We start from the raw sequence: 20769 nt of genomic DNA on the forward strand, positions 1-20769 counted from the left end.
CGTCCGGGGGCCCTCTCGCGTTTCCGGGACACCGGCGGAGGCGACGAGCGGAGGAGCCGAGTGGCCAGACAACGTCCCGAACCGCGCCATATCACGCTCGGCGGACGTGAGGCGGTCGCCCTGACCATGGAGGAGTACGCCCAACTCATCGCCAGCCGACGCCAGATCGGCGGCCAGAGCGCGCGCGTACGGGTGCTCGCCCAGCAGGTCAAGCGGACCGAGAGACTGCTCGACGAGCTGGAGGCCCTGGTCGGTGGCCCAACGACCGTATGCGGCACCCGGGATGAGGGCCCGGGCCGGCGGGCGATGCCCGACTGCCACGTCAACCACGGCACGACCGGCGACACGGACACCGACTGCCTGCGGTGCGCGATAGCGGCACTGTTGCGTCGCCATCGGGACGCGACCTTCTGACCGCTGTCACTCGCCAGGCTGGGCGAGGCCGTGTCCGAGCCGCACGTTCCAGCGCCCGGACCGGCCGGTGACCTCCGTCGCCGTGAGCGGCGGGACGTCGAGGCGCCAGAACGCCGCCTCGGGTGCGCCCAACGCGTGCACCACCACAGCCCGTACGACCTCGGGCTCCACCACGGCGATCGTCCTGCCGTCCGCCGGCCCACTCGTCTCCAGCCAGCGCGCGACCCGCGCACACAGCTCCCGCACCGACTCGCCGCCATGCGGTGCAGCCCCGGGATCGGCCAGCCAGCGGGCTACTGCTTCCGGCTCGACGGCACCGACGTCGTCCAGCGTCCGCCCTCGCCACCGGCCCACGTCCAGACCCGAGAGCTCCGGTTCCACCGAGGCGTCGAGGCCGAGCGCGGCGGCCGTCTCCCGGCAGCGCACGCTGGGAGAGGCGAGGAGGCGGCCTGCTGCGGGCAGGGACCCGGCCGCCGACCTGGCCCGTGCCGCCGCGCTGTCCTCGATCGAGTCGCCGTCGTCGAAACGGGCCCGCCGCAGCGAGGGCGTGGTCGCGGGTGAGATGAGAGTGACACGGCTGGTCACGCGGTTTTTCCTCCTGCTTCCGCCGCGGGGCGGGGTGTCCTGGACTGCGTGCCTACGACGGTACGGGCATGCGTTGCGGCCGTGCAGACCCGCCCCGGTCGGTACGGCCGGGGCGGGCTCGGTGACTAGATCTCCGTGCGCACGGTCCGAGCCGCGGCGACCAGGTTCTCCAGGGAGGCCCGTACCTCCGGCCAGCCGCGGGTCTTGAGCCCGCAGTCCGGGTTGACCCACAGGCGTTCGGCGGGGATGGCCTTGAGCCCGAGGCGCAGGAGGTCGGCCGCCTCGGCGGCGCCGGGCACGCGCGGGGAGTGGATGTCGTAGACACCCGGTCCGGCCTCGCGCGGGTAGCCGTAGGCGGCGAGTTCACGGGCGACCTGCATGTGGGAGCGGGCGGCTTCCAGGCTGATGACGTCGGCGTCGAGGGCGTCGATGGCCTGGACGACGTCGCCGAACTCGGCGTAGCACATATGGGTGTGGATCTGGGTGTACGGGCGTACGCCGCTGGTGGAGAGCCGGAAGGCTTCCGTGGCCCACTCCAGGTAGGCCGGGCGGTCGGCGGACCGCAGCGGCAGGGTCTCGCGCAGCGCGGGCTCGTCGACCTGGATCACCGAAGTGCCCGCCGCCTCCAGGTCGTTCACCTCGTCGCGCAGGGCGAGGGCGACCTGGCGGGCGGTCTCGGCGAGCGGCTGGTCGTCACGGACGAACGACCAGGCGAGCATGGTGACCGGACCGGTGAGCATGCCCTTGACCGGGCGGTCGGTGAGGGACTGGGCGTACGTCGTCCAGCGCACCGTCATCGGTTCGGGGCGGGAGATGTCGCCGGCCAGGATCGGCGGGCGGACGTAACGGGTGCCGTACGACTGGACCCAGCCGTGCCGGGTGGCGAGGTAGCCGGAGAGCTGTTCGGCGAAGTACTGGACCATGTCGTTGCGTTCGGCCTCGCCGTGCACCAGGACGTCCAGGCCGGCCTGCTCCTGGAAGGAGATCACCTCCCGGATCTCCGCCCTGATGCGCTCCTCGTAGCCTTCCGTGCCGACGCGCCCCGCACGCAGGTCGGCCCGTGCGGTGCGCAGATCGCCGGTCTGCGGGAAGGAGCCGATGGTCGTCGTCGGCAGCAAGGGCAGGCGCAGGTGGGCGCGCTGGGCGGCGGACCGCTCGGGGTACGGCTGGGAGCGGCGGGCGTCCGCGGCGGTGACGGCGGCGGTGCGGGCGCGGACGGCCGGATCGCGCGTGATGGGGGAGCCGACCCGGGAGGCGAGGTCGGCGCGGTTTGCGGACAGTTCGGCGGCGATCGCGTCCGGGCCACGGGTCAGTCCGCGGGCCAGGGTGACGACTTCGGCGGTCTTCTGCCGGGCGAAGGCGAGCCAGCGCCGGATCTGCGGTGCGATGTCCCGCTCCGTTGAAGCGTCGAGGGGGACGTGCAGCAGCGAGCAGGAGGCCGACACATCGACCCGGCCGGCCAGGCCGAGCAGGGTGCCGAGCGTGGCGAGGGACTTCTCCAGGTCGTTGACCCAGACGTTGCGGCCGTCGACGACACCCGCGACCAGGCGCTTGCCGGGCAGCCCGCCGACCGCAGCGAGCGCCTCCAGGTTGGCGGCCTCGGTGAAGTCCAGGGCGAGTCCGTCCACCGGCGCCTTGGCCAGCACCGGCAGGGCCTCACCGAGCCGGCCGAAGTAGGAGGCGACCAGCAGCTTGGGCCGGTCGGTCAGCGCGCCGAGATCGCGGTAGGCGCGAGCCACGGCGTCCAGTTCGGCCGGGGTGCGCTCCTCGACCAGCGCGGGCTCGTCCAGCTGCACCCACTGCGCACCGGCCGCGCGCAGGTCGGCGAGGATCTCGGCGTACACCGGCAGCAGCCGGTCGAGGAGGGTGAGCGGGTCGAAGCTGGGCGCCACGCCGGGCGCGGGCTTGGCGAGCAGCAGGTAGGTGACGGGCCCGACGAGCACGGGCCGGGCCGTGAGTCCCAGGGCGAGGGCCTCCGCGTGCTCGGCGACCTGCCTGGCCGAGTCGGCCGTGAACACCGTGTCCGGGCCCAGTTCCGGGACCAGGTAGTGGTAGTTGGTGTCGAACCACTTGGTCATCTCCAGCGGCGCCGCGTCCTGGGTGCCGCGGGCCATGGCGAAGTACCCGTCGAGCGGATCGGCGGCGACGGCGGCCCGGTGCCGCTCGGGGATCGCGCCGACCATGACGGTGGTGTCGAGTACGTGGTCGTAGTACGAGAAGTCGCCGGTCGGCACCTCGTCGATGCCGGCCTCGGCGAGCTGCCGCCAGGTGGCGCGGCGCAGTTCGGCGGCGGTGGCACGCAGGGCGTCCGCGGTGACGCGGCCCGTCCAGTAGCCCTCGATCGCCTTCTTCAGTTCCCGGCTCTGTCCCTGACGGGGGTAGCCGTACACGGTGGCCCGTGCTGCCGCGGCTGCGGGCTTGGTGGTCACGGAGATCTCCTTCGCGAGATGGATCCCTGAGATCCCGGGGACGGGACGAGAGCGCGACCCGCGCCCTCACCCGGCACCGCGGCGGCTGGGGCGAACCCGGCAAGACCTTCGCCATCGGCCTCGGCTGCGAGATCCGCCACGCCCACCGCCTCGTCTACTCCGACGGCCTCGACCTCGCCAGCGCCTCCGCAGCCACCCCCATCGGCATGGGCTGCCGCGTCTGCGAACGCCTCGACTGCCCCCAGCGCGCGGCACCGCCCCTCGGCCGCCCATTGAGCATCGACCAGAACACCAGCACCTTTGTCCCGTATCCGGTGATGGGGACGGCCCCTTGACGGGTGCCCGAGCCGAGGGCGTGCCCGGCACCGGGTGCGAGGAGTTCGTGCGGCACTTCGTCGCGTCGGCGAGGGAGAACGTGACCCTCCCGTCGGCTCAACCCTCGCTGCCCAGGGGGTGGGTGAAGCCCTGGTCGGAGATGAGCCGGGCGCCCTGGGCGAGTTCTGCGGCGAAGCGCTCGACGGCCTCGTAGGGGAAGCGGTGGCTGGGACCGCTCAGCGAGAGGGATCCGACGACCCGGCCGGTGCGGCCGGTGACGGGCACCGCCACGGCGGTCAGTCCCTCGTCCCACTCGCTGCTGCTGACCGCGTAGCCCCGCTCGGCCGCATCGGCCGCCCAGGTCCGCAGCTGATCGGCGTACACCTCACCGTGGGGGGAAGTGGCGGCCACGCGCTGCAGGAGCGCATCGGAGGCGTCGCGCAGGAGGATCTTGGAGGAGGCGCCGGCCCACAGGGGCTGCTCGTCGCCGACGTCGACGACATGACGCAGCGGGTGCGGGCTCTCCTCGTGGGCGACGCAGATGCGGTGGACGTCCCGGGCGACGAAGAGGTTGACCGTCTCGCCGAGCCGGTCGGCGAGGTCGCGCATGACCTTGCGGATCTCCTGCGGCACCTCCCACTGGTTGCGGGCGAGATAGGCCCAGCGCCACAGTGCCGGCCCCGCGGTGTAGCCGGCCGGGTGCGACCACAGCAGACCGCTCTCCTCCAGGGTCTGTACCAGCCGCAGCGCGGTGGTCTTCGCCAGCCCGGTGGCCTCGGTGATCTCCCGTAGCGTGATGACGGGCCGCTGCTCGCTGAGCAGGTTGAGGATGTCGAAGGCCCGCCGGACACTGCGCACCCCGGTGGGCTGCTGATCCCGGTCGCCTCCCGTCGGCGTCTCTTCCACGCTCACCTGCTGCCTCCCCGCTGTGGCCGACCCGTCTCGCGTGTCGCGCCCATCCGTCCATGACACCCCCGACCGTAGTCCGCTGTACGGACCGGGGAAACCGCAACACCGGACCATCCTGTCGCAGCCCTCGACGGCTCCGCAGCCTCCGACCCGGCTCGATGCACCCTTGTTCGAAGCCCTTCGCGTGGTTAGTCTGACCGCACAGTGGAACAGGTGATCCGCCTAGCGGTCTCCCCGCAGACCTGGATCAGTGTAGGGAGCGGCCATGCGTAAGTCGATCGCCACCGTCTGTCTCAGTGGCACCCTGACCGAGAAGCTCACCGCGGCGGCGCGCGCCGGCTTCGATGGCGTCGAGATCTTCGAGAACGACCTGCTCGCGAGCCCCCTGTCGCCCGAGGAGATCGCCGCCCGCACGGCGGACCTGGGCCTGACCATCGATCTCTACCAGCCGATGCGGGACATCGAGGCCGTGCCCGCCGACGAGTTCGCCCGCAACCTCCGCCGCGCCCGGCACAAGTTCGAGCTGATGACCCGGCTCGGCGTCGACACCGTCCTCGTCTGCTCCAACGTCTCCCCGCAGACGGTGGACGACGACGCGCTCGCCGCGCGACAGCTGAGTCAACTGGCGGATCTGGCAGATGAGTTCGGCATTCGCGTCGCTTACGAGGCGCTCGCCTGGGGGCGGCACGTGAACACGTACGACCATGCCTGGCGCATCGTCGAGACCGCCGGCCACCCGGCGCTGGGCACCTGCCTGGACAGCTTTCACATCCTCTCCCGGGGATCGGACCCCAAGGGCATCGAGGGCATACCCGGCGAGAAGATCTTCTTCCTCCAGCTGGCCGACGCCCCGCTGCTCGCCATGGACGTCCTGCAGTGGAGCCGCCACTACCGCTGCTTCCCCGGCCAGGGCGGCTTCGACGTCGCCGGCCTGGTACGGCATGTGCTCGCCACCGGCTACCGGGGGCCGCTGTCCCTGGAGGTCTTCAACGACGTGTTCCGCCAGGCGGACGCGGGCCGCACCGCCGTGGACGGTCTGCGGTCCCTGCTCGCCCTGGAGGAGAGCGCCGGCGTGTCCGCCCTGCCGGCACCGGCCGCACCCTCCGGCGTGGCCTTCGCCGAACTCGCCGCCGGCGACCCCCAGCCCGTCGGCGACCTGCTGTCCGCGCTCGGCTTCACCCGCACCGCCCGGCACCGCGGCAAGCCCGTCGACCTGTGGGAGCAGGGCGAGGCCCGGGTCCTGGTCAACGCCGGAGCCGCCACCCGTCGCGCCGGCACGAGGCTGGCCGCCATCGGTCTGGAGTCGCCGGATCCGCAGGCCTCCGCCCGCCGCGCCGAGGCCCTGCTCGCCCCCGCCCTCCCCAGGCGCCGCGCCGAGCAGGACGTCCCCCTGGAGTCGGTCGCCGCACCCGACGGCACCGAAGTGCTCTTCTGCGCCACCCGCCGACCCGGACTCCCCAGCTGGACGGACGACTTCGAGCACCGGGAGGCGAGCCGGACCTCCGGCGTCACCGGCATCGACCATCTCGCGCTCACCCAGCCCTGGCACCACTTCGACGAGGCGGTGCTCTTTCATCGCGCGGTGCTCGGCCTGAGCCCGCACGACACCGTCGAACTCGCCGATCCCTACGGCCTCTTCCGCAGCCGCGCCCTGTCCGCCGCGCACGCCGGACCACGGCTGGTCCTCAACCTCGCCCCGAGCCCCACGGACGAGGCCGGCACCCGGGCTCAGCACGTGGCCTTCGCCGTCGACGACATCGTCGCGGCGGTGCGCCGCTTCCGTGCCGCGGGCGCCGGCCTGCTGCAGGTGCCCGCCAACTACTACGACGACCTTCGGGCGCGGTACGAGTTTCGCGAGGGCGAGTGGGAGACGTACCGCGAACTCGGGATCCTCTACGACCGGGACAAGAACGGCGGCGAGTTCCGGCACTGCTACACGGAGACGGTCGGCCACGTCTTCTTCGAGTTCGTGCAACGGTCCGGCGGCTACCGCGGATACGGCGCCGCCAACGCCCCCATACGTCTGGCCGCCCAGCGGAGGTAGTGCGCAGGGCGGCCAGACGTATGGGGGCGTTGGCGGTCGGCTGCTGGACGGTGACGGTGCAATCGCTTAGCCTTACTGTCCAGAGTTGGAAAATGAGTCGAAGTTCGTTGTGCGGGAGGCTCACGTCATGGGTACCGCTGCGGCCGAGGCGGACGAGCACCTCATCCGCGAGACGGAGAGGATCGCCGTCGCCCTGGGCCGGATGTTCCCGGGGCTGTGCGAGGTGGTTCTGCACGACCTGCGCGATCCGGAGCACGCGATCCGGGCGATCGAGAACAACCTCTCCGGCCGACAAGTCGGCGACTCCGCAACCGAGTTGGGGCTGGCCCGCATCGCCGACCCGCAGTATCCGAGCGTCATCCAGAACTACCCGAACCAGTTCCCGGACGGCCGCCCGGCCAAGAGCACGTCGATCGGCATCAGGAACAGCGCCGGCGAGTACATCGCGGCCCTGTGCCTGAACCTCGACGTCTCCGTGCTGTCACCGGTCACGCTCGCCCTGTCCAACCTCGTCGCCACCGACACCGAGCACCGCGAACAGCCGCTGGAGACCCTGCGCGACCGCAACGCCCGGGAACTGCGCCGGGCGGTGGAGGCGCTCGCCGCGGAGCGTGGGGGAACCCCCAGGTCGCTGGGCCGGGAGGGCAAGAAGGCGCTCGTACGGCAGCTGCACTCGGACGGCTACTTCGACTCGCGTGATGCCGCCCAGACGATCGCGGACCTGCTCGGTGTGTCCCGCGCGACCGTCTACAACTACACCAAGTGAAGGGCCACTCATGAGCCGCCGTCTGCTGCACATCACCGAGGAAGAGACCGCCGCGGTCGTCGACGAGGACCTCGCTCTGCAGGCGGCGCGCGAGGCGTTCGCCGCGACCGTCGACGGCGCGGTCTTCCCCAGTCTGGCCGTGCACGGATCCGACCCGAGAAACCGGTTCACGCTCAAGCCGTCGGCCTCCGCCACGCACGCCGGGGTGAAGATCGGCAGCTACTGGCCGGGCAACCCGGAGCAGGGACTGCCGCGCCACCACTCCACCCTGCTGCTCTTCGACCAGACGATCGGCCGGATCGCCGCCGTCCTGGAGGTCGGCAAGGCCAACGCCTACCGGACCGCGGCAGCCGACGCCCTCGCCGTCGATCTGCTGGCCCGCCCCGACGCCACCACGCTGGCCGTGTTCGGCACCGGGCACCAGGCCGCCTACGAGGTACGGGCCGTCAGTCGGGTCCGGCCCGTGCAGGAGGTCCTGGTCGTGGGCCGCGACAAGGACCGCGCCGCACGGATGGCAGCCGATCTCGCGTCGGAAGGCCGAACGGCGACAGTCACCGGCGCCGAGGAGGCCTGCGCCCGGGCCGATGTCATCGTCACCGCCACCAACGCCACTGCCGACGCCCCGCCCTTGTTCCCGGCCGAGTGGGTCCGGCCCGGCACCCACATCTCCTGCATGGGCGCCGACGCTCCCGGCAAGCGGGAGCTGGACCCCGGACTGTTCTCCGTGGCGCGCGTCTTCTGCGATCTGCCCGAGCAGGCCCGTCGCATGGGCGAGAGCCAGCATGCCCCGGAGGAGACCGTGCTCACCCCGCTCGGCCAGGTCCTCACCGGCCGGGTCGCGGGACGCGCCGACGACGACATCACGGTCTTCGACAGCTCCGGCATCGGCCTGCAGGACCTCTATCTGGGCCTGGCCCTTCTGAAGAAGCTGGACATGACCCTGTGACCACCGCACCACCGGCGCACGTTCGGAGCCTGGCCGATCCCGACACCCCGTTCGCCGTCGTCGACGTGCTCGACAGCACCGAACAGGCGACAGCCGTCGCCGACGCCGCGCGCGAAGCGGGCATCGCTCTGCCCGCCCAGATCGAGATCGACTGCGACGGCCACCGCGGCGGCCTCAGGCCCGACGCGCCCGGGCTCGTCGCCATCGGCCGCGTCCTGCACGAGGCGGGCGGCCTCGACGGCGACCTGACGCACGCGGGGGAGTCCTGCTTCGCCCACACCGCGGAGGACCAGCGCCTGGCAGCGAAGAACGAACGCGACGCCGCCGTCTCCGCGGCCGACGCACTGCGGGCCGCCCGTGCCCGTCATCGGGGTCGGCTCCACCCGTCAAACTCCCGTCTGCCCTGCGACGCCACGCATGCTCCCTCACTGCGTCAAGGGCGTGGGAGGTGCCCCCACACCCGCCTGCGCGTCCTGCCCAACCACCCGCCACAGCGGCCCAGCACCACGGCTACCACGTCGTCGACGGCAGCCGGCCCGACGGCCCCACGCCCACGATCCAGGGGGTCTGGAACCGCGTCAGCGGCTGGTAGCCCGCCCGCCGAGGTCCCCGATCACCTCCCGCCTCCTACCGCAAGGACACACATGGCCGCCGTTTCGCCCGTAACGTTCGACGACGTCCGTGAGGCCGCCGCGCGCCTCAAGGGCATTGCCCACCGCACCCCCGTCCTCACCTCACGCACGCTCGACGCCCTCGTCGGCGCCGAGGTGTTCATCAAGTGCGAGAACTTCCAGCGGATCGGCGCCTTCAAGATCCGCGGGGCCTACAACGCGGCGGCCCAGCTCTCTCCCGAGCAGCTGGCCAAGGGCATCGCCGCCTACTCCTCCGGCAACCACGCCCAGGCCACCGCCCTGGCCGCCCGCGAACTGGGCACCAGCGCCGTCATCCTGATGCCCGAGGACGCCCCCCGCTCCAAGATGGAGGCCACCGTCGGTTACGGGGCGGAGATCGTCACGTACGACCGCTACACCCAGGACCGCACCGCCCTCGGCGAGGCCCTGGCCGAGGACCGCGGCCTGGCCCTGATCCCGCCCTACGACCACCCCCACGTCATCGCCGGCCAGGGCACCGCCGCCCTCGAACTCCTCGAGGACACCGGAGAACTCGACGCGCTGGTCGTGCCCGTCGGCGGGGGCGGTCTCATCGCCGGCAGCGCCACCACCGCCAAGGCCCTGCACCCGGGCGTCCGGATGATCGGCGTCGAGCCCGAGGCGGGCGACGACACCAAGCGCTCCCTGGAGAGCGGCGAGCGCGTCACCATTCCCGTGCCCCGCACCATCGCCGACGGCCAGGCGCTCTCCACCCCCGGCGAGATCACCTTCGCCGTCAACCAGCGCCTGGTCGACGCCGTCACGCTCGTCAGCGACGAGGAGATCGTCCAAGCCATGAGGTTCGCCTTCGAGCGCCTGAAGATCGTCCTGGAACCCAGCGGCGCCTCGGGCCTGGCGGCCCTGCTGGCCGGACGCGTCGAGAACCTTCCGCGGCGGATCGGTGTCATCGCCTCGGGCGGCAACATCGACACCGATCGGTTCACCGCCCTCATCGGCGGCTGAACCGCAGGTCAGCGCCCGTACGCCCGGTGCCCGACACCCCCTACGGCGCGCGGACCGCCAGCCGGGACAATCTTCGCCATGACCGATGACATGGGCGACGCCGAGAACCGCTTGGCCAGGGTCGAGCGGCTGCTGGAGACCGGCGAGCGTGATCTGGTCCCCGCGTGGCGGCGGGCGACGCGCGGGGAGCCGCGCTGGGCGGTGACCGCCGTGATCCTGGTGGCGGTCGCCCTGCAGCTGATGCTGCCGCACCGGCTCGCGCTCCAGCCGTACTGGGCGCTGCCCGTACTGGAGCTGGTGCTGCTGGCCGGCCTGATCGCCGCGAACCCCCGGCGGGTCGAGCCGCAGACACGATGGCTGAGGTGGCTCGGCCTGGGCCTGATCTCCGTCATCAGCCTGGCCAACGGCCTGGCGGCCCTCCGGCTCGTCGCGGACCTGGTGAGCGGCCGCGCGGGCAAGGACGCGGTGCCGCTGCTGCTGACCGGCGGCGGCATCTGGCTGACGAACGTCATCGTGTTCGCCCTGTGGTACTGGGAGTGGGACCGCGGCGGCCCGATGGCGCGGGCCCTCGGCCGGCAGCAGCACGCCGACTTCCTCTTCGTGCAGATGCAGAGCCCGGAGGTCGCCCCGCCGGACTGGGAGCCGGCGTTCCTGGACTACCTGTACCTGTCCTTCACCAACTCCACCGCCTTCAGCCCGACCGACGTGATGCCGCTCTCCCGGTGGGCGAAGATGCTGATGATGCTGCAGTCCTCGGTCTCCCTGGTGACCGTGGTCCTGGTGGTCGCGCGGGCCGTGAACATCCTGAAGTGACCTGCTGTGACTTCCCCCACCTGCTCTTGCCGTGGCGGGAAAGGGTTACCTACGTTCGGTCGTATGTCCTCCTTTGGCCCCATCCTTCCTGGCGAGCCGGACGAGCCTGCCGCGGTGAGCGAGTCCGAGCCGGTCGAGTTCGTCGTCGACCTGACCGCGCACGAGATGCTCCGGCGCACGCACGCCCTGGCCGCTCTGGGGCCCGACTGGGACCCCGTCGCGGCGCTGCGCGGTGAGGAGGAGGCGTACGACCTGCTGTACTCCGGCCTCGACGCGGAGCAGCAGCGGATCTACGACGAGCTGGTCGCTGCCGGGGTGCTCCCCAGGCGCGGGGGCGGCGATGCTGCCGCTTGATCCGCAGGCCGACATCGGGCGCCGTGCCTGGGTGGACTGCCCGAACTGCGACGACCGCCGGCAGTGCGCCACCTGCGCGCAGGGCGGTGAGTGCCGCTCCCACTGGCGCTACCTGCTCTCCAACACCGGCAGCCTGCTCCACCTGCAGTGCCCGTCCTGCACCCACGTCTGGAACCACGAGACCCACTTCGGAGCCACCCGGTCCCAGGGGTGAGCCGGCTCAGGGCGCGGTGAACAGGGTCGGGAAGCGTGGGGCCAGCCAGGGCTTGGATCCCCAGGCGAGGATCTGTCCCCGGGCGATGGCACGCCACGGGTTGAGCCGGCCCAGCGCGACGAGCAGGAAGGCGGTGGGCTCGATGAGGATGGTGCAGTCCGAGCGGTCCTGCGGCGTCCCCGGGGTCACCTGCACGGCACCGTCGGCCAAGGCCACGCCGAACGCCTCGCCCCCGCGGAGCCGGACCGTGTAGCGAGCCGTGAGACCGGCGGTGGCCGCGGTGTTCGTGACGCGCGGCATGACCGAGAGCACGAACGGCATGCAGAGGCTCACGCGCGGGCCGTCGACCATGTGCGGGCGGTCCAGGGCGCGCGCGAGATCGTATCCATGGCCCAGCATGTGCGTGAGCAGGTAGGACGCGAGAACGTCGCGGTCCATGGGGCCCAGCGGCGTGGTCGGTGCGGGGTCTTGGGCGGCCGTCCGCGTCATGGCGTCCAGGAAGGCCTCGGCCTGCTCCGCGATCATCGTCGCCAGCGGCTCCGCCCGGCGCTCTTCGAAGACGGCGAGCGACTCCTCGTTCGCCGCGGCCAGGCTCTGCGGGGTGCCGTCGCCGTAGGGGCGTTCGCGCCCGGCGGCGAGGTCGGCCATCAGCTCGTTGGCCAGGGCCAGATGCGCGGCCGCCTCGCCGACGGTCCACTCCGAACCCGGTACGGGAACCGCCGTGTCGGGCACACCCCGCAACAGCGCGGCGATGTCCTCGGCGGTCCCGCGTATCGCCTGCCCGAGTCCCTCGGGCAACAGCCCCTCGGTGTCCTGTCGTTCCGTCGGCCGCACGCCGCCCGCCCCTCCCGCCTGCCGTCCCCCGTGCGTACGGGGTGCCGGGTACCCAACCAGACGCGGGAACACAGGGCAAGCGTGCGTGCGGCCCGTGATCAGCGGCTGCCCGTCCAGTTGTGGGCCACGTCGATCACCAGACGGTCGGACAGCTGGAGCACCCGGAACGGCAGCCGGGCCCGGACCCCGAGACCGATCTGCGTCTCTCCCTCGAAGCTGCCGGCGAACCGGGTGTCCCGGAAGGTGCGGTACCCGCTGACGTTCACGCCGGGAAGGGTGCGGCCCACCCGTCCCGGGTACGTCACCGCGCCGGTCTCCGGGTCGTAACTCGGCGCGCCGATGTGGACGTCGAGGATCGCCCCGCCGCCGACCGGGATGTACCGGCCGCTGGCGGTCTGATAGAGCCGGTGGACGTACTTGACGGAGTAGCCGAGGGAACGGCCCCCGCCGGGCACGTCGAAGACCATGCGGTCGAAGCAGGCGTGCCGACCGGTCCTGATGTCGTCGAGCGGCACGGCGCCGGCGGTGGGGCCGCCCTTGGCGAGGCTGCCCCAGCCGGTCGGACAGGCCGTCGCCTGCGCCGCCGCGCTCGACGCCGTCCCCAACCCTGCGCCCGCCAGAAGGAGCGCTGCTATCACTGCCCCAATTCTTCGCATGATGTCCCCCTTGGTCGAGTCATGCTGTTATGGGGTGAGACACGCAACTATGGCGAAAGGTTGCACGCAGAGATGCCGGAAGTTCCTGGGGTCTCGCGGTGCAGTAACTCTCGGTTACCGATCCGGTGACGTACATTCGAGTCCGGGGAGGCAGACCGGAGGGGGGGCGTCATGCCGGACGAGTCGGCCGTGCGGTTCGCGGTGCTGGGGCCGGTGCGGGTCTGGCGCGGGGAGCGCGAGCTGGAACTCGGGGGGCCTCAGGAACAGGCGCTGCTGGCCCTCCTGTTGCTTCGTGCAGGCCAGCCCGTGCCCGTACCCGAGATCGTCGACGCGCTGTGGGGACCGCACCCGCCGCGCACCGCCGTCAACGTCGTCCGCCGCCATGTCGGCTCCCTGCGCCGCCTGTTGGAGCCGGGGCTGCCCGCGCGGGCGTCGGGCCGCCGGCTGGTGCGCGGCGCCGGCGGCTACCGGCTGGTCACCGACGGCGACGCCCTGGACCTCGTACGCTTCCGCGAGTTGCGGGACGAAGCCCGGCGGGCGACCGCCGAGGGCTCGCCCGCACGGGCCGTGGAGCGGCTCGCCGAAGCGCTGTCGCTGTGGAACGGACCGGTTGCCGCCGGGATCTCCCCGGACGTGCGCGAGCGCATCGCGGTCGGCGGGCCGGAGCGCGAGCGCCTCGCCGCCGTGCGCGAGGCGGCCGACGCGGCGCTGCACGCCGGTGTACCGGACAGGGTGCTGCCGGAACTCCGGCAGGCCGCCGCCGCGCACCCGCTGGACGAGCCCCTGCTGGCCCGGCTGGTCCTGGCCCTCGCGGCCACCGGGCGTCGCGCCGAGGCGCTGGACACGCACCGGACCGCCTGCGCCCGCCTCGCCGACGAGCTGGGCATCGACCCCGGCCCCGAACTGCGGGACGCACTGCACGAGGCGACCGGCCAGGGCGCCGACACACCGCACCCGGAATCCCCGGGCACGCACCCCGCCGTACCCGCCCAACTGCCCCACGACCTGCCCACGTTCACCGGACGGCACACCGAGCTGGCGGAGGTGCTCGGCTCGCTCGCGGGCGACGCGGAGCACGCCGATACGGTCCTGATCTCCGCGCTCGGCGGCATGGCGGGGGTGGGCAAGACCACGCTCGCCGTCCACTGGGCCCACCGGGTCGCCGACCGGTACCCGGACGGCCAGCTCTACGTCGACCTGCGCGGCTTCGCTCCGTCCGGGGCGATCACCGAGCCGGGGGAGGCCCTGCGCGGCTTCCTCGACGCGCTCGGGGTGCCGCCCGAGCGCATCCCGCAGGGCCCGGACGCACAGGCCGCGCTCTACCGCAGCGTGTTGTCCGGACGGCGGGTGCTCGTCCTGCTCGACAACGCGCGCGATGCGGAGCAGGTGCGGCCGCTGCTGCCCGGCGCGCCCGGCTGCCTCACCATCGTCACCAGCCGGGACGAACTCACCGGCCTGGTGGCCGCCCACGGAGCCCGCTCCCTGGCCCTGCGGCCGTTCGACACCGGCCAGGCGCGGGCGTTCCTCGCCGGCCGGCTGGGCGCGGAACGGATCGCCGCCGAACCCGGGGCGGTCGACGCGATCATCACCCGGTGTGCCGGACTGCCCCTCGCCCTCGCCTGCGTGGCCGCCCGCGCCGCCCTCCGTCCGCACTTCCCGCTGGCCGCCGTGGCCGCCGAACTCCGCGAGGCCCAGGGCAGCCTCGACGCCTTCACCCGGTCCGACACCTCGGCGGACGTCGCCACGGTGTTCTCCTGGTCCGTACGTGCCGTGTCGGCCGAGGCCGCCCGGCTTTTCCGGCTCCTGGCCCTGCACCCCGGCCCGGACGTGTCCCCGGCCGCCGCGGCCGCGCTCGCCGGACTGCCGCTCCGTCAGGTGCGTCCCCTGCTCGCCGAACTCTCCGGCGTCCACCTCGTCAACGAACCTGCGCCCGGCCGCTACGCCTTCCACGACCTGCTCCGCGCGCACGCAGCCGAACTCCTCCGGACCCACCACGACGAGGCCGAGCGGCAGGAGGCGAGCGACAGGCTGTTCGCGCACTACCTGCAACGCGCCCATGCCGCCGGTGCGCTCCTCGATCCCAGCGGGGATCTGCTGCCCCTGCCGGAGGGCACGCCCGCCGACCCGTTCGCCGACGACAGCCAGGCCCTGGCCTGGCTCGGTGCCGAGTACGGGGCGCTGCCCGCCGTCATCCAGGAGGCGGCGGCCTCCCGACGCGACCGGCTCGCGTGTCTGCTGACCTGGTCCCTGGAGCCGTACTTCCAACGGCGCGGCCACTGGCACGACGGACTGGCCGCCCAGCGCACCGCGCTCGACGCCGCGCTGCGGCTCGCCGATCCCGCGCTGGAGGCCCGCGCCCTGCGCGGCCTCGGCCGGGCGGCGGGCAGACTGGGGCTGCACGAGGAGGCCCGCGCCCACCTCGAACGAGCCCTGGAGCTGTTCACCGGCCTCGGTGACCTCGTCGGCCGGGCGGGCACCCACCGCAGCCTGGGCTGGACGAGCGAGCAGCAGGGCGACCTGGCCGGGGCCCTGCGGCACAACCGGCTCGCCCTCGACCTGTTCCGTACCGCGGGCCACCGGCCGGCGCAGGCCAGTGTCCTCAACTCCGTCGGCTGGTACCACGTCCTGCTCGGCGAGCACCGGCAGGCGCTCGCCCACTGCTTCGCAGCCCTGACCCTGCTCCAGGACCTGGGCGACCGCTACGGCCAGGCCGCGACCTGGGACAGCATCGCCTACGCCTACCACCACCTCGGGCGCCACCCACAGGCCCTGCTCGGCTACCGCAACGCGCTGACCCTGTACCGCGCGCTCGGGGCGCCGTACCCGGAGGCCGACACGCTCACCCGCATCGGCGAGACCCACCTGGCCACCGGCGACCGCGACGGCGCCCGGGCCGCCTGGGAGGAGGCCCTCACCCTCCTCACCGCACTCGGCCACCCCGACGCCGACCGGGTCCGGGCCAGACTCGACGGGCGGGAAGAATGGCCGGGCGCGGTGTGAGCGGCGCGCACACGCGCGATGCGGCGGTGGTCGGCAGTCAGCGGTCGGTGGCCGTGCGGGACGAGGCTCGGTGAAGTGATGCGGTTCGAAGTGCTCGGATCCCTGCGTGTGGTACGGGGGGAGACCGAGCTGGACCTCGGCTTTCCGCAGCAACGGGCCCTGCTCGGGCTGCTGCTGGTGCACACGGGCCGGTCCATGCGGATGAGCGAGATCGTCGACGTGCTCTGGTCCGGGCAGCCCCCTGCAAGTGCCCGGAACGTGGTGCGCCGCTACGTCGGTGCCTTGCGCAGGCTGCTCGAACCGGGGCTGCCGCCGCGCGTGCCCGGACAGCGCCTGCTCGGCCGCACCGGTGGCTATCTGCTGGCGGCGGACACCGCCGAGGTCGACCTGCTGTGCTTCCGCGACCTCGCCCGGCAGGGCATGCGGGCCGCCGCCACCGGACGACCGGAGGAAGCGGTACGGCACTTCGCCGACGCCCTCGCCCTGTGGCGCGGTCCGGTGGCGACGGGGATACCCGCGGCCACACGCGCGCACCCGCACTTCGCGGCCGTGGAGCGGGACATCGTGCACACCGCGCAGATGGCAGCGGACGCAGCCCTGCTGTGCGGCAGGCCGGAGCAGGTGCTCCCCGCCCTGCGCAGAGCCGCCGAACTCGAACCGCTCGACGAGCCGTTGCACGCCCGACTGGTCATGTCGCTGGCGGCCTGCGGACTGCAGGCCGAGGCGTTGACCGCGTACGAGCACGTCCGGCGCGACCTGGCCACCCAGCTGGGCGTCGCACCCGGTCCCGAGCTGGGCGCCGCCCACGCCCGCGTCCTGCGCCAGGAGGTGCAACCCGCCGGGCACATCACCGCGCGGAACACGCCGTCGGCGCGCGCGAAGTCTCCGGAACCCTTCGTCCGGCCCGCCCAGTTGCCGCCCGACCTCGCCGTCTTCACGGGCCGCAGCACCGAGCTGGACACGCTGAGCGCCCTCGCCGACGCCACTGTGACGACCGCCCACCTGCCCGCGACCGTCCTGATCAGCGGAATGGCGGGCATCGGCAAGACCACCCTCGCGGTGCACTGGGCGCACCGCGCCGCCGACCGCTTCCCGGACGGCCAACTCCACGTGGACCTGGGCGGCTTCGACCCGCGCCGGGCCGCCCTGGCACCCGCCGAGGCGCTCCGGCAGCTCCTCGCCGCCCTCGGAGTGCCCGCACAGCGGATGCCTGAGGGCGTCGACGCGCTCGTCGGCCTCTACCGAGGCCTGCTGGCGGGCCGCCGCCTTCTCCTCCTCCTCGACGGCGCCGCCGACGCCGAGCAGCTCCGCCCTCTGCTGCCCGTCTCGCCCGACTGCCTGACCGTGGTCACGAGCCGCAACGGACTGGCCGGCCTGATCGCCGCCGGCGCCCGCCCGCTGCGCCTGAACCTGCCGTCCGCGGCGGACGCCCGCGCCGTCCTGGCCCGGCGGATCGGCTCCGAGCGGGTGGCCGCCGAACCCGAGGCGGCCGAGGAGATCGTCGTACGGTGCGGGCGGCTGCCGCTGGCCCTCGCCGTCGTCGCCGCGCGCGCCGCCAGCCGCAGAGACTTCCCGCTGGCCGCCCTCGCCGCCGAACTCCGCGCCTCCCACGGCAGCCTCGACGCCTTCTCCTCCGCCAAGGGGGCGGCCGACGCCCGCGCCGCGTTCGGCTGTTCCTACCGCACCCTGTCGGCGCAGGGCGCCCGGCTGTTCCGGCTGCTTCCGCGGCACACCGGTCCCCTCGTCACGGCCGGTGCCGCCGCAGCACTGGCCGACCTGCCGGTGTACGAGGCTCGGACCCTCCTGGGCGAGCTGGCCGAGGCGCACCTCGTCACCGAAGCCGGGCCCGGCCACTACGCCCTGCACGAGCTGCTGCGTGCCTTCGCCGCCGAACTCACCGAGTAGCCCCCTCACTTCCTTGTCACTCTTTTTGCACATCTCCCGACCTACGCTCGCGGCGAAGTGGCCTTCTCCATCGCCGCTTCACGTGACGACAGAGCGGAGGCGACGAAAGATGACGGCGACGACCGGCATCGAGACGAGCGGCGGACACCCGGGGTCACCGCAACCGGGACCGGTGTGGCGACGGGCCATGGGACTCGACATCCTCATCACGGACGCGGCCCCCGCCGTGCTGCCCCGCGAACGCTCGCCGCACGCGCAACCGGACCTCACCGCAGGGCCCCGCAGGTGGATCGCCCGGGACAGCGGCGAGTTCCTCTTCGTGGGCGTGCGGGGCGGCGGGCCGCTGTTACTGCAGGAACCTTCCGTGGACGGCGAACTCGGCCCCGGCGACATCTGCTTCTACGACCTGCACCACCCGCCCGCGCTGGACCTCCCCGAGCGATGCCGTACGAAGACGTTCCTGCTCTCACGCGAACTGCTGGGGCTCGCGGACCGCGACCTGCACCGGATCACCAGGGTGCCGGTGCGCCGCGGCTCCCGGATGGGCTCGCTCCTCTCGCCGTTCCTGTCCGACCTCGCCGACACCGCCGTCACGTCCCGGGCCACGGTCGGCGAGATGCTCGCCTGGAACGCCGTGAACCTGCTCACCACCCTCGCCACGGAGCATCTGCGGGAACACGGGAGGGCGGCCGCCGACGACCAGTCGGCCCTGGTGTGCCGGATCCTCAGGTTCATCGACCTGAACCTGAGTGACGTGGAGCTGTCCCCCGAGCGGATCGCCCGCGCCCACCACATCTCCGTGCGTTACCTGCACAAGCTCTTCGCCGACGAAGGGACCACCGTCGGCCGGCGGATCCTGCTGCGCCGGCTGGAGGAGTGCCGGCGCGAACTCACGGACCGTTCCCGCGGGATCCGGACCATCGCCGCGGTGGCGGGCCACTGGGGCTTCGCCAGCGCCACGCACTTCAGCCGCGTCTTCCGGGCCACGTACGGGATGACCCCGAGCGAGTGGCGGGACTCCGCTGGCCGGTAGCCGGCTGCTTCCCGTCGGCGCACCGAACCATTCCCCCAGCGCACGCACCCTCGGCGGTGCCGCGCGCATCCGTGCACTGTCGGCACACCGGCCGTTCGCTCACAGGCAATTGACCTCCGCCCAGCGGATCTACGGTGGCGCTCAGCGGTGCCGGAGTACTCAGCGGATTCACCATCTCACCATGCGATCCGGCGCCCCCGATCATCCGAGGAGAATCGATGTCCGACGCCGTAGCACCGGTCCAGCCGGTCCTGGAACCCGCCGCCGCCGAGTTCGCCCGCGCGACCGCCAACCCGCCGTACCTGTTCGACCTGGCCCCGGCGGAGGGCCGCAAGGCGGTCGACGAGGTGCAGTCCGGCGAGATCGAGAAGCCGGCCGTCGACGAGGAGTGGATCACCGTCTCGGGCGGCCCCACGGGCAGCGTCCGGGCACGCATCGTCAAGCCCGCCGGCGCCACCGGCACCCTCCCGGTGATCGTCTACATCCACGGCGCCGGCTGGGTCTTCGGCAACGCCCACACCCACGACCGCCTGGTGCGCGAACTCGCCGTCGGCGCTAACGCCGCGGTCGTCTTCCCCGAGTACGACCTGTCGCCCGAGGCCCGCTACCCGGTCGCCATCGAGCAGAACTTCGCCGTCGCCCGGTGGGTCGTCGAGCAGGGCGCCGCCAAGGGCCTGGACGGCTCCCGGCTGGCCGTGGCCGGTGACTCCGTCGGCGGCAACATGACCGCCGCCCTCACCCTGATGGCCAAGGAGCGCGGCGGCCTCCCGCTGGTCCAGCAGGTGCTGTTCTACCCGGTCACGGACGCGAACTTCGACACCGGCTCCTACCGCCAGTTCGCCACCGGCTACTTCCTGCGCCGCGACGGCATGCAGTGGTTCTGGGACCAGTACACGACCGACGAGGCCGAGCGGGCGCAGATCACCGCCTCCCCGCTGCGCGCCACCACCGAGCAGCTGACGGGCCTGCCCCCGGCGCTGGTCATCACCGGTGAGGCCGACGTGCTGCGCGACGAGGGCGAGGCCTACGCCAACAAGCTCCGCGAGGCCGGTGTGCCCGTCACCGCGGTGCGCTTCCAGGGCATCATCCACGACTTCGTCATGCTCAACGCCCTGCGCGGCACCCACGCCGCCGAGGCCGCCATCACCCTGGCCGTCCGCACCCTGCACGCGGCCCTGCACACCGCCTGAAGCCGAGGAGACTGCACCGACATGACCGCCTCCACTCCCACGGTCGTCCTCGTCCACGGCGCGTTCGCCGACGCGACCAGCTGGTCCGGGGTAATCGAGGAACTGCAGCGCGAGGGGATCCCCGTCGTCGCGCCGCCCAACCCGCTGCGCGGCCTCGCCTCCGACGCCGCCTACATCGCCTCCGCGGCCGCCCAGATCGACGGCCCCGTCGTGCTGGTCGGCCACTCGTACGGCGGTGCGCTCATCACCGTGGCCGGCACCGTCGAGAACGTCGTCGGGCTGGTCTACGTGGCCGCCTATGTCCTCGAGGAGGGCGAGAGCCTCGGTGAGCTGCAGGGCCGCTTCCCGCTCTCGCCGCTGGTGAGCAACCTGAAGCAGTGGACGTACCCCGGCCCGGACGGCGAGGACGCCGTCGAGGTCACCATCGCGGCGGACGCCTTCCCGTCGGTCTTCGCCGCCGACGTGGCCCCCGAGGTCACCAAGGTCCTCGCGGTGGCCCAGCGCCCGCTCGCCGCCGCGGCCTTCGAGGAGACCGCCTCCGCCGCCGCGTGGCAGACCAAGCCGGCCTGGGCGCTGATCGCCGGCGCGGACGAGGCGATCAACCCGGAGGTCGAGCGCTACGGCGCGAAGCGGGCCGGAGCGATCGTCATGGAGCTGGAGGGCGCGTCGCACGCGGTCGCCGTGTCCCAGCCCAAGGAGGTCGCCGCACTGATCCGCGACGCGGTCCGCGCGACGAGCTGACCGCACGC

General features: G+C 73.0%; 18 protein-coding genes and 2 pseudogenes. 15 read left to right on the forward strand and 5 right to left on the reverse strand.

Translation table 11 applies throughout. From position 1 onward, the window contains the following. Positions 1 to 60 precede the first annotated feature (60 nt). A complete protein-coding gene (locus ACFY3C_RS07825; RefSeq protein WP_390770127.1) occupies positions 61 to 414 on the forward strand; it encodes a hypothetical protein in 354 nt (117 codons plus the stop codon). A 6-nt stretch (positions 415 to 420) separates the two neighbouring features. Here ACFY3C_RS07825 and ACFY3C_RS07830 read toward each other — a convergent pair whose 3' ends face one another. Together ACFY3C_RS07830 and metE are read right to left on the reverse strand one after the other, a co-directional pair. Then, positions 421 to 999 (reverse strand): histidine phosphatase family protein, encoded by a 579-nt coding sequence (locus tag ACFY3C_RS07830; protein WP_390770128.1) that lies wholly within the window; start codon positions 997 to 999, stop codon positions 421 to 423. 125 nt (positions 1000 to 1124) lie between these two features. After that, positions 1125 to 3428 carry a 5-methyltetrahydropteroyltriglutamate--homocysteine S-methyltransferase gene (gene metE, locus ACFY3C_RS07835; RefSeq protein ID WP_390770129.1) on the reverse strand — a complete coding sequence of 768 codons (2304 nt, stop codon included), beginning with the start codon at positions 3426 to 3428 and terminating at the stop codon, positions 1125 to 1127. Between the two features lie 59 nt (positions 3429 to 3487). Between metE and ACFY3C_RS07840 the strand changes: the two are divergent. After that, positions 3488 to 3763: pseudogene (locus ACFY3C_RS07840) on the forward strand (short-chain fatty acyl-CoA regulator family protein); the annotation flags it as partial. Between the two features lie 97 nt (positions 3764 to 3860). Here the strand turns inward: ACFY3C_RS07840 and ACFY3C_RS07845 are convergent. Next, the gene (locus tag ACFY3C_RS07845; RefSeq protein WP_390770130.1) at positions 3861 to 4655 is read right to left on the reverse strand and encodes an IclR family transcriptional regulator; all 795 of its coding nucleotides are present in this window, start codon (positions 4653 to 4655) and stop codon (positions 3861 to 3863) included. Positions 4656 to 4917: 262 nt separating this feature from the next. Here ACFY3C_RS07845 and ACFY3C_RS07850 point away from each other — a divergent pair, with 262 nt between their 5' ends. The 8 genes and pseudogenes from ACFY3C_RS07850 to ACFY3C_RS07885 all read left to right on the forward strand — a co-directional run bounded on the left by ACFY3C_RS07850 (position 4918) and on the right by ACFY3C_RS07885 (position 11402). After that, the gene (locus tag ACFY3C_RS07850) at positions 4918 to 6696 is read left to right on the forward strand and encodes a bifunctional sugar phosphate isomerase/epimerase/4-hydroxyphenylpyruvate dioxygenase family protein (RefSeq protein WP_390770131.1); all 1779 of its coding nucleotides are present in this window, start codon (positions 4918 to 4920) and stop codon (positions 6694 to 6696) included. Between the two features lie 127 nt (positions 6697 to 6823). Continuing rightward, a complete protein-coding gene (locus ACFY3C_RS07855; RefSeq protein ID WP_386577645.1) occupies positions 6824 to 7462 on the forward strand; it encodes a transcriptional regulator in 639 nt (212 codons plus the stop codon). A 10-nt stretch (positions 7463 to 7472) separates the two neighbouring features. Then, a complete protein-coding gene (locus tag ACFY3C_RS07860; RefSeq protein ID WP_390770132.1) occupies positions 7473 to 8408 on the forward strand; it encodes an ornithine cyclodeaminase family protein in 936 nt (311 codons plus the stop codon). A 65-nt stretch (positions 8409 to 8473) separates the two neighbouring features. Then, positions 8474 to 8746: pseudogene (locus ACFY3C_RS07865) on the forward strand (alanine racemase); the annotation flags it as partial. 306 nt (positions 8747 to 9052) lie between these two features. Beyond that, positions 9053 to 10021 (forward strand): threo-3-hydroxy-L-aspartate ammonia-lyase, encoded by a 969-nt coding sequence (locus ACFY3C_RS07870; protein ID WP_390770356.1) that lies wholly within the window; start codon positions 9053 to 9055, stop codon positions 10019 to 10021. 78 nt (positions 10022 to 10099) lie between these two features. Further along, the gene (locus ACFY3C_RS07875) at positions 10100 to 10834 is read left to right on the forward strand and encodes a hypothetical protein (RefSeq protein WP_386577647.1); all 735 of its coding nucleotides are present in this window, start codon (positions 10100 to 10102) and stop codon (positions 10832 to 10834) included. Between the two features lie 63 nt (positions 10835 to 10897). Continuing rightward, the gene (locus ACFY3C_RS07880) at positions 10898 to 11188 is read left to right on the forward strand and encodes a DUF6400 family protein (RefSeq protein WP_386577648.1); all 291 of its coding nucleotides are present in this window, start codon (positions 10898 to 10900) and stop codon (positions 11186 to 11188) included. Next, complete coding sequence (locus ACFY3C_RS07885; RefSeq protein ID WP_145884255.1) at positions 11175 to 11402, forward strand: hypothetical protein; 228 nt, start codon at positions 11175 to 11177, stop codon at positions 11400 to 11402. Before ACFY3C_RS07880 ends, ACFY3C_RS07885 begins: the two co-directional genes overlap by 14 nt. Before the next feature lie 6 nt (positions 11403 to 11408). Here the strand turns inward: ACFY3C_RS07885 and ACFY3C_RS07890 are convergent, their stop codons facing one another. Beyond that, positions 11409 to 12236, reverse strand: a complete 828-nt coding sequence (locus tag ACFY3C_RS07890) for a maleylpyruvate isomerase family mycothiol-dependent enzyme (RefSeq protein WP_390770133.1) — start codon at positions 12234 to 12236, stop codon at positions 11409 to 11411. 98 nt (positions 12237 to 12334) lie between these two features. Then, the gene (locus ACFY3C_RS07895; protein WP_390770134.1) at positions 12335 to 12892 is read right to left on the reverse strand and encodes a hypothetical protein; all 558 of its coding nucleotides are present in this window, start codon (positions 12890 to 12892) and stop codon (positions 12335 to 12337) included. Positions 12893 to 13063: 171 nt separating this feature from the next. Between ACFY3C_RS07895 and ACFY3C_RS07900 the strand changes: the two genes are divergently transcribed. From ACFY3C_RS07900 to ACFY3C_RS07920, 5 genes are all read left to right on the forward strand, one after another. Beyond that, positions 13064 to 15892, forward strand: a complete 2829-nt coding sequence (locus ACFY3C_RS07900) for a BTAD domain-containing putative transcriptional regulator (protein ID WP_390770135.1) — start codon at positions 13064 to 13066, stop codon at positions 15890 to 15892. A gap of 78 nt (positions 15893 to 15970) precedes the next feature. Continuing rightward, positions 15971 to 17797 carry a BTAD domain-containing putative transcriptional regulator gene (locus ACFY3C_RS07905; protein ID WP_390770357.1) on the forward strand — a complete coding sequence of 609 codons (1827 nt, stop codon included), beginning with the start codon at positions 15971 to 15973 and terminating at the stop codon, positions 17795 to 17797. A gap of 109 nt (positions 17798 to 17906) precedes the next feature. Beyond that, positions 17907 to 18830 carry a helix-turn-helix domain-containing protein gene (locus ACFY3C_RS07910; RefSeq protein ID WP_390770136.1) on the forward strand — a complete coding sequence of 308 codons (924 nt, stop codon included), beginning with the start codon at positions 17907 to 17909 and terminating at the stop codon, positions 18828 to 18830. Positions 18831 to 19048: 218 nt separating this feature from the next. Then, positions 19049 to 20020 (forward strand): alpha/beta hydrolase, encoded by a 972-nt coding sequence (locus ACFY3C_RS07915; protein ID WP_386577653.1) that lies wholly within the window; start codon positions 19049 to 19051, stop codon positions 20018 to 20020. Positions 20021 to 20041: 21 nt separating this feature from the next. Then, positions 20042 to 20761 carry an alpha/beta hydrolase gene (locus tag ACFY3C_RS07920; RefSeq protein WP_390770137.1) on the forward strand — a complete coding sequence of 240 codons (720 nt, stop codon included), beginning with the start codon at positions 20042 to 20044 and terminating at the stop codon, positions 20759 to 20761. Positions 20762 to 20769 lie beyond the last annotated feature (8 nt).

Source organism: Streptomyces sp. NPDC001410 (genome assembly GCF_042895235.1).
In the GTDB taxonomy this organism is placed as follows: Bacteria; Actinomycetota; Actinomycetes; order Streptomycetales; family Streptomycetaceae; genus Streptomyces.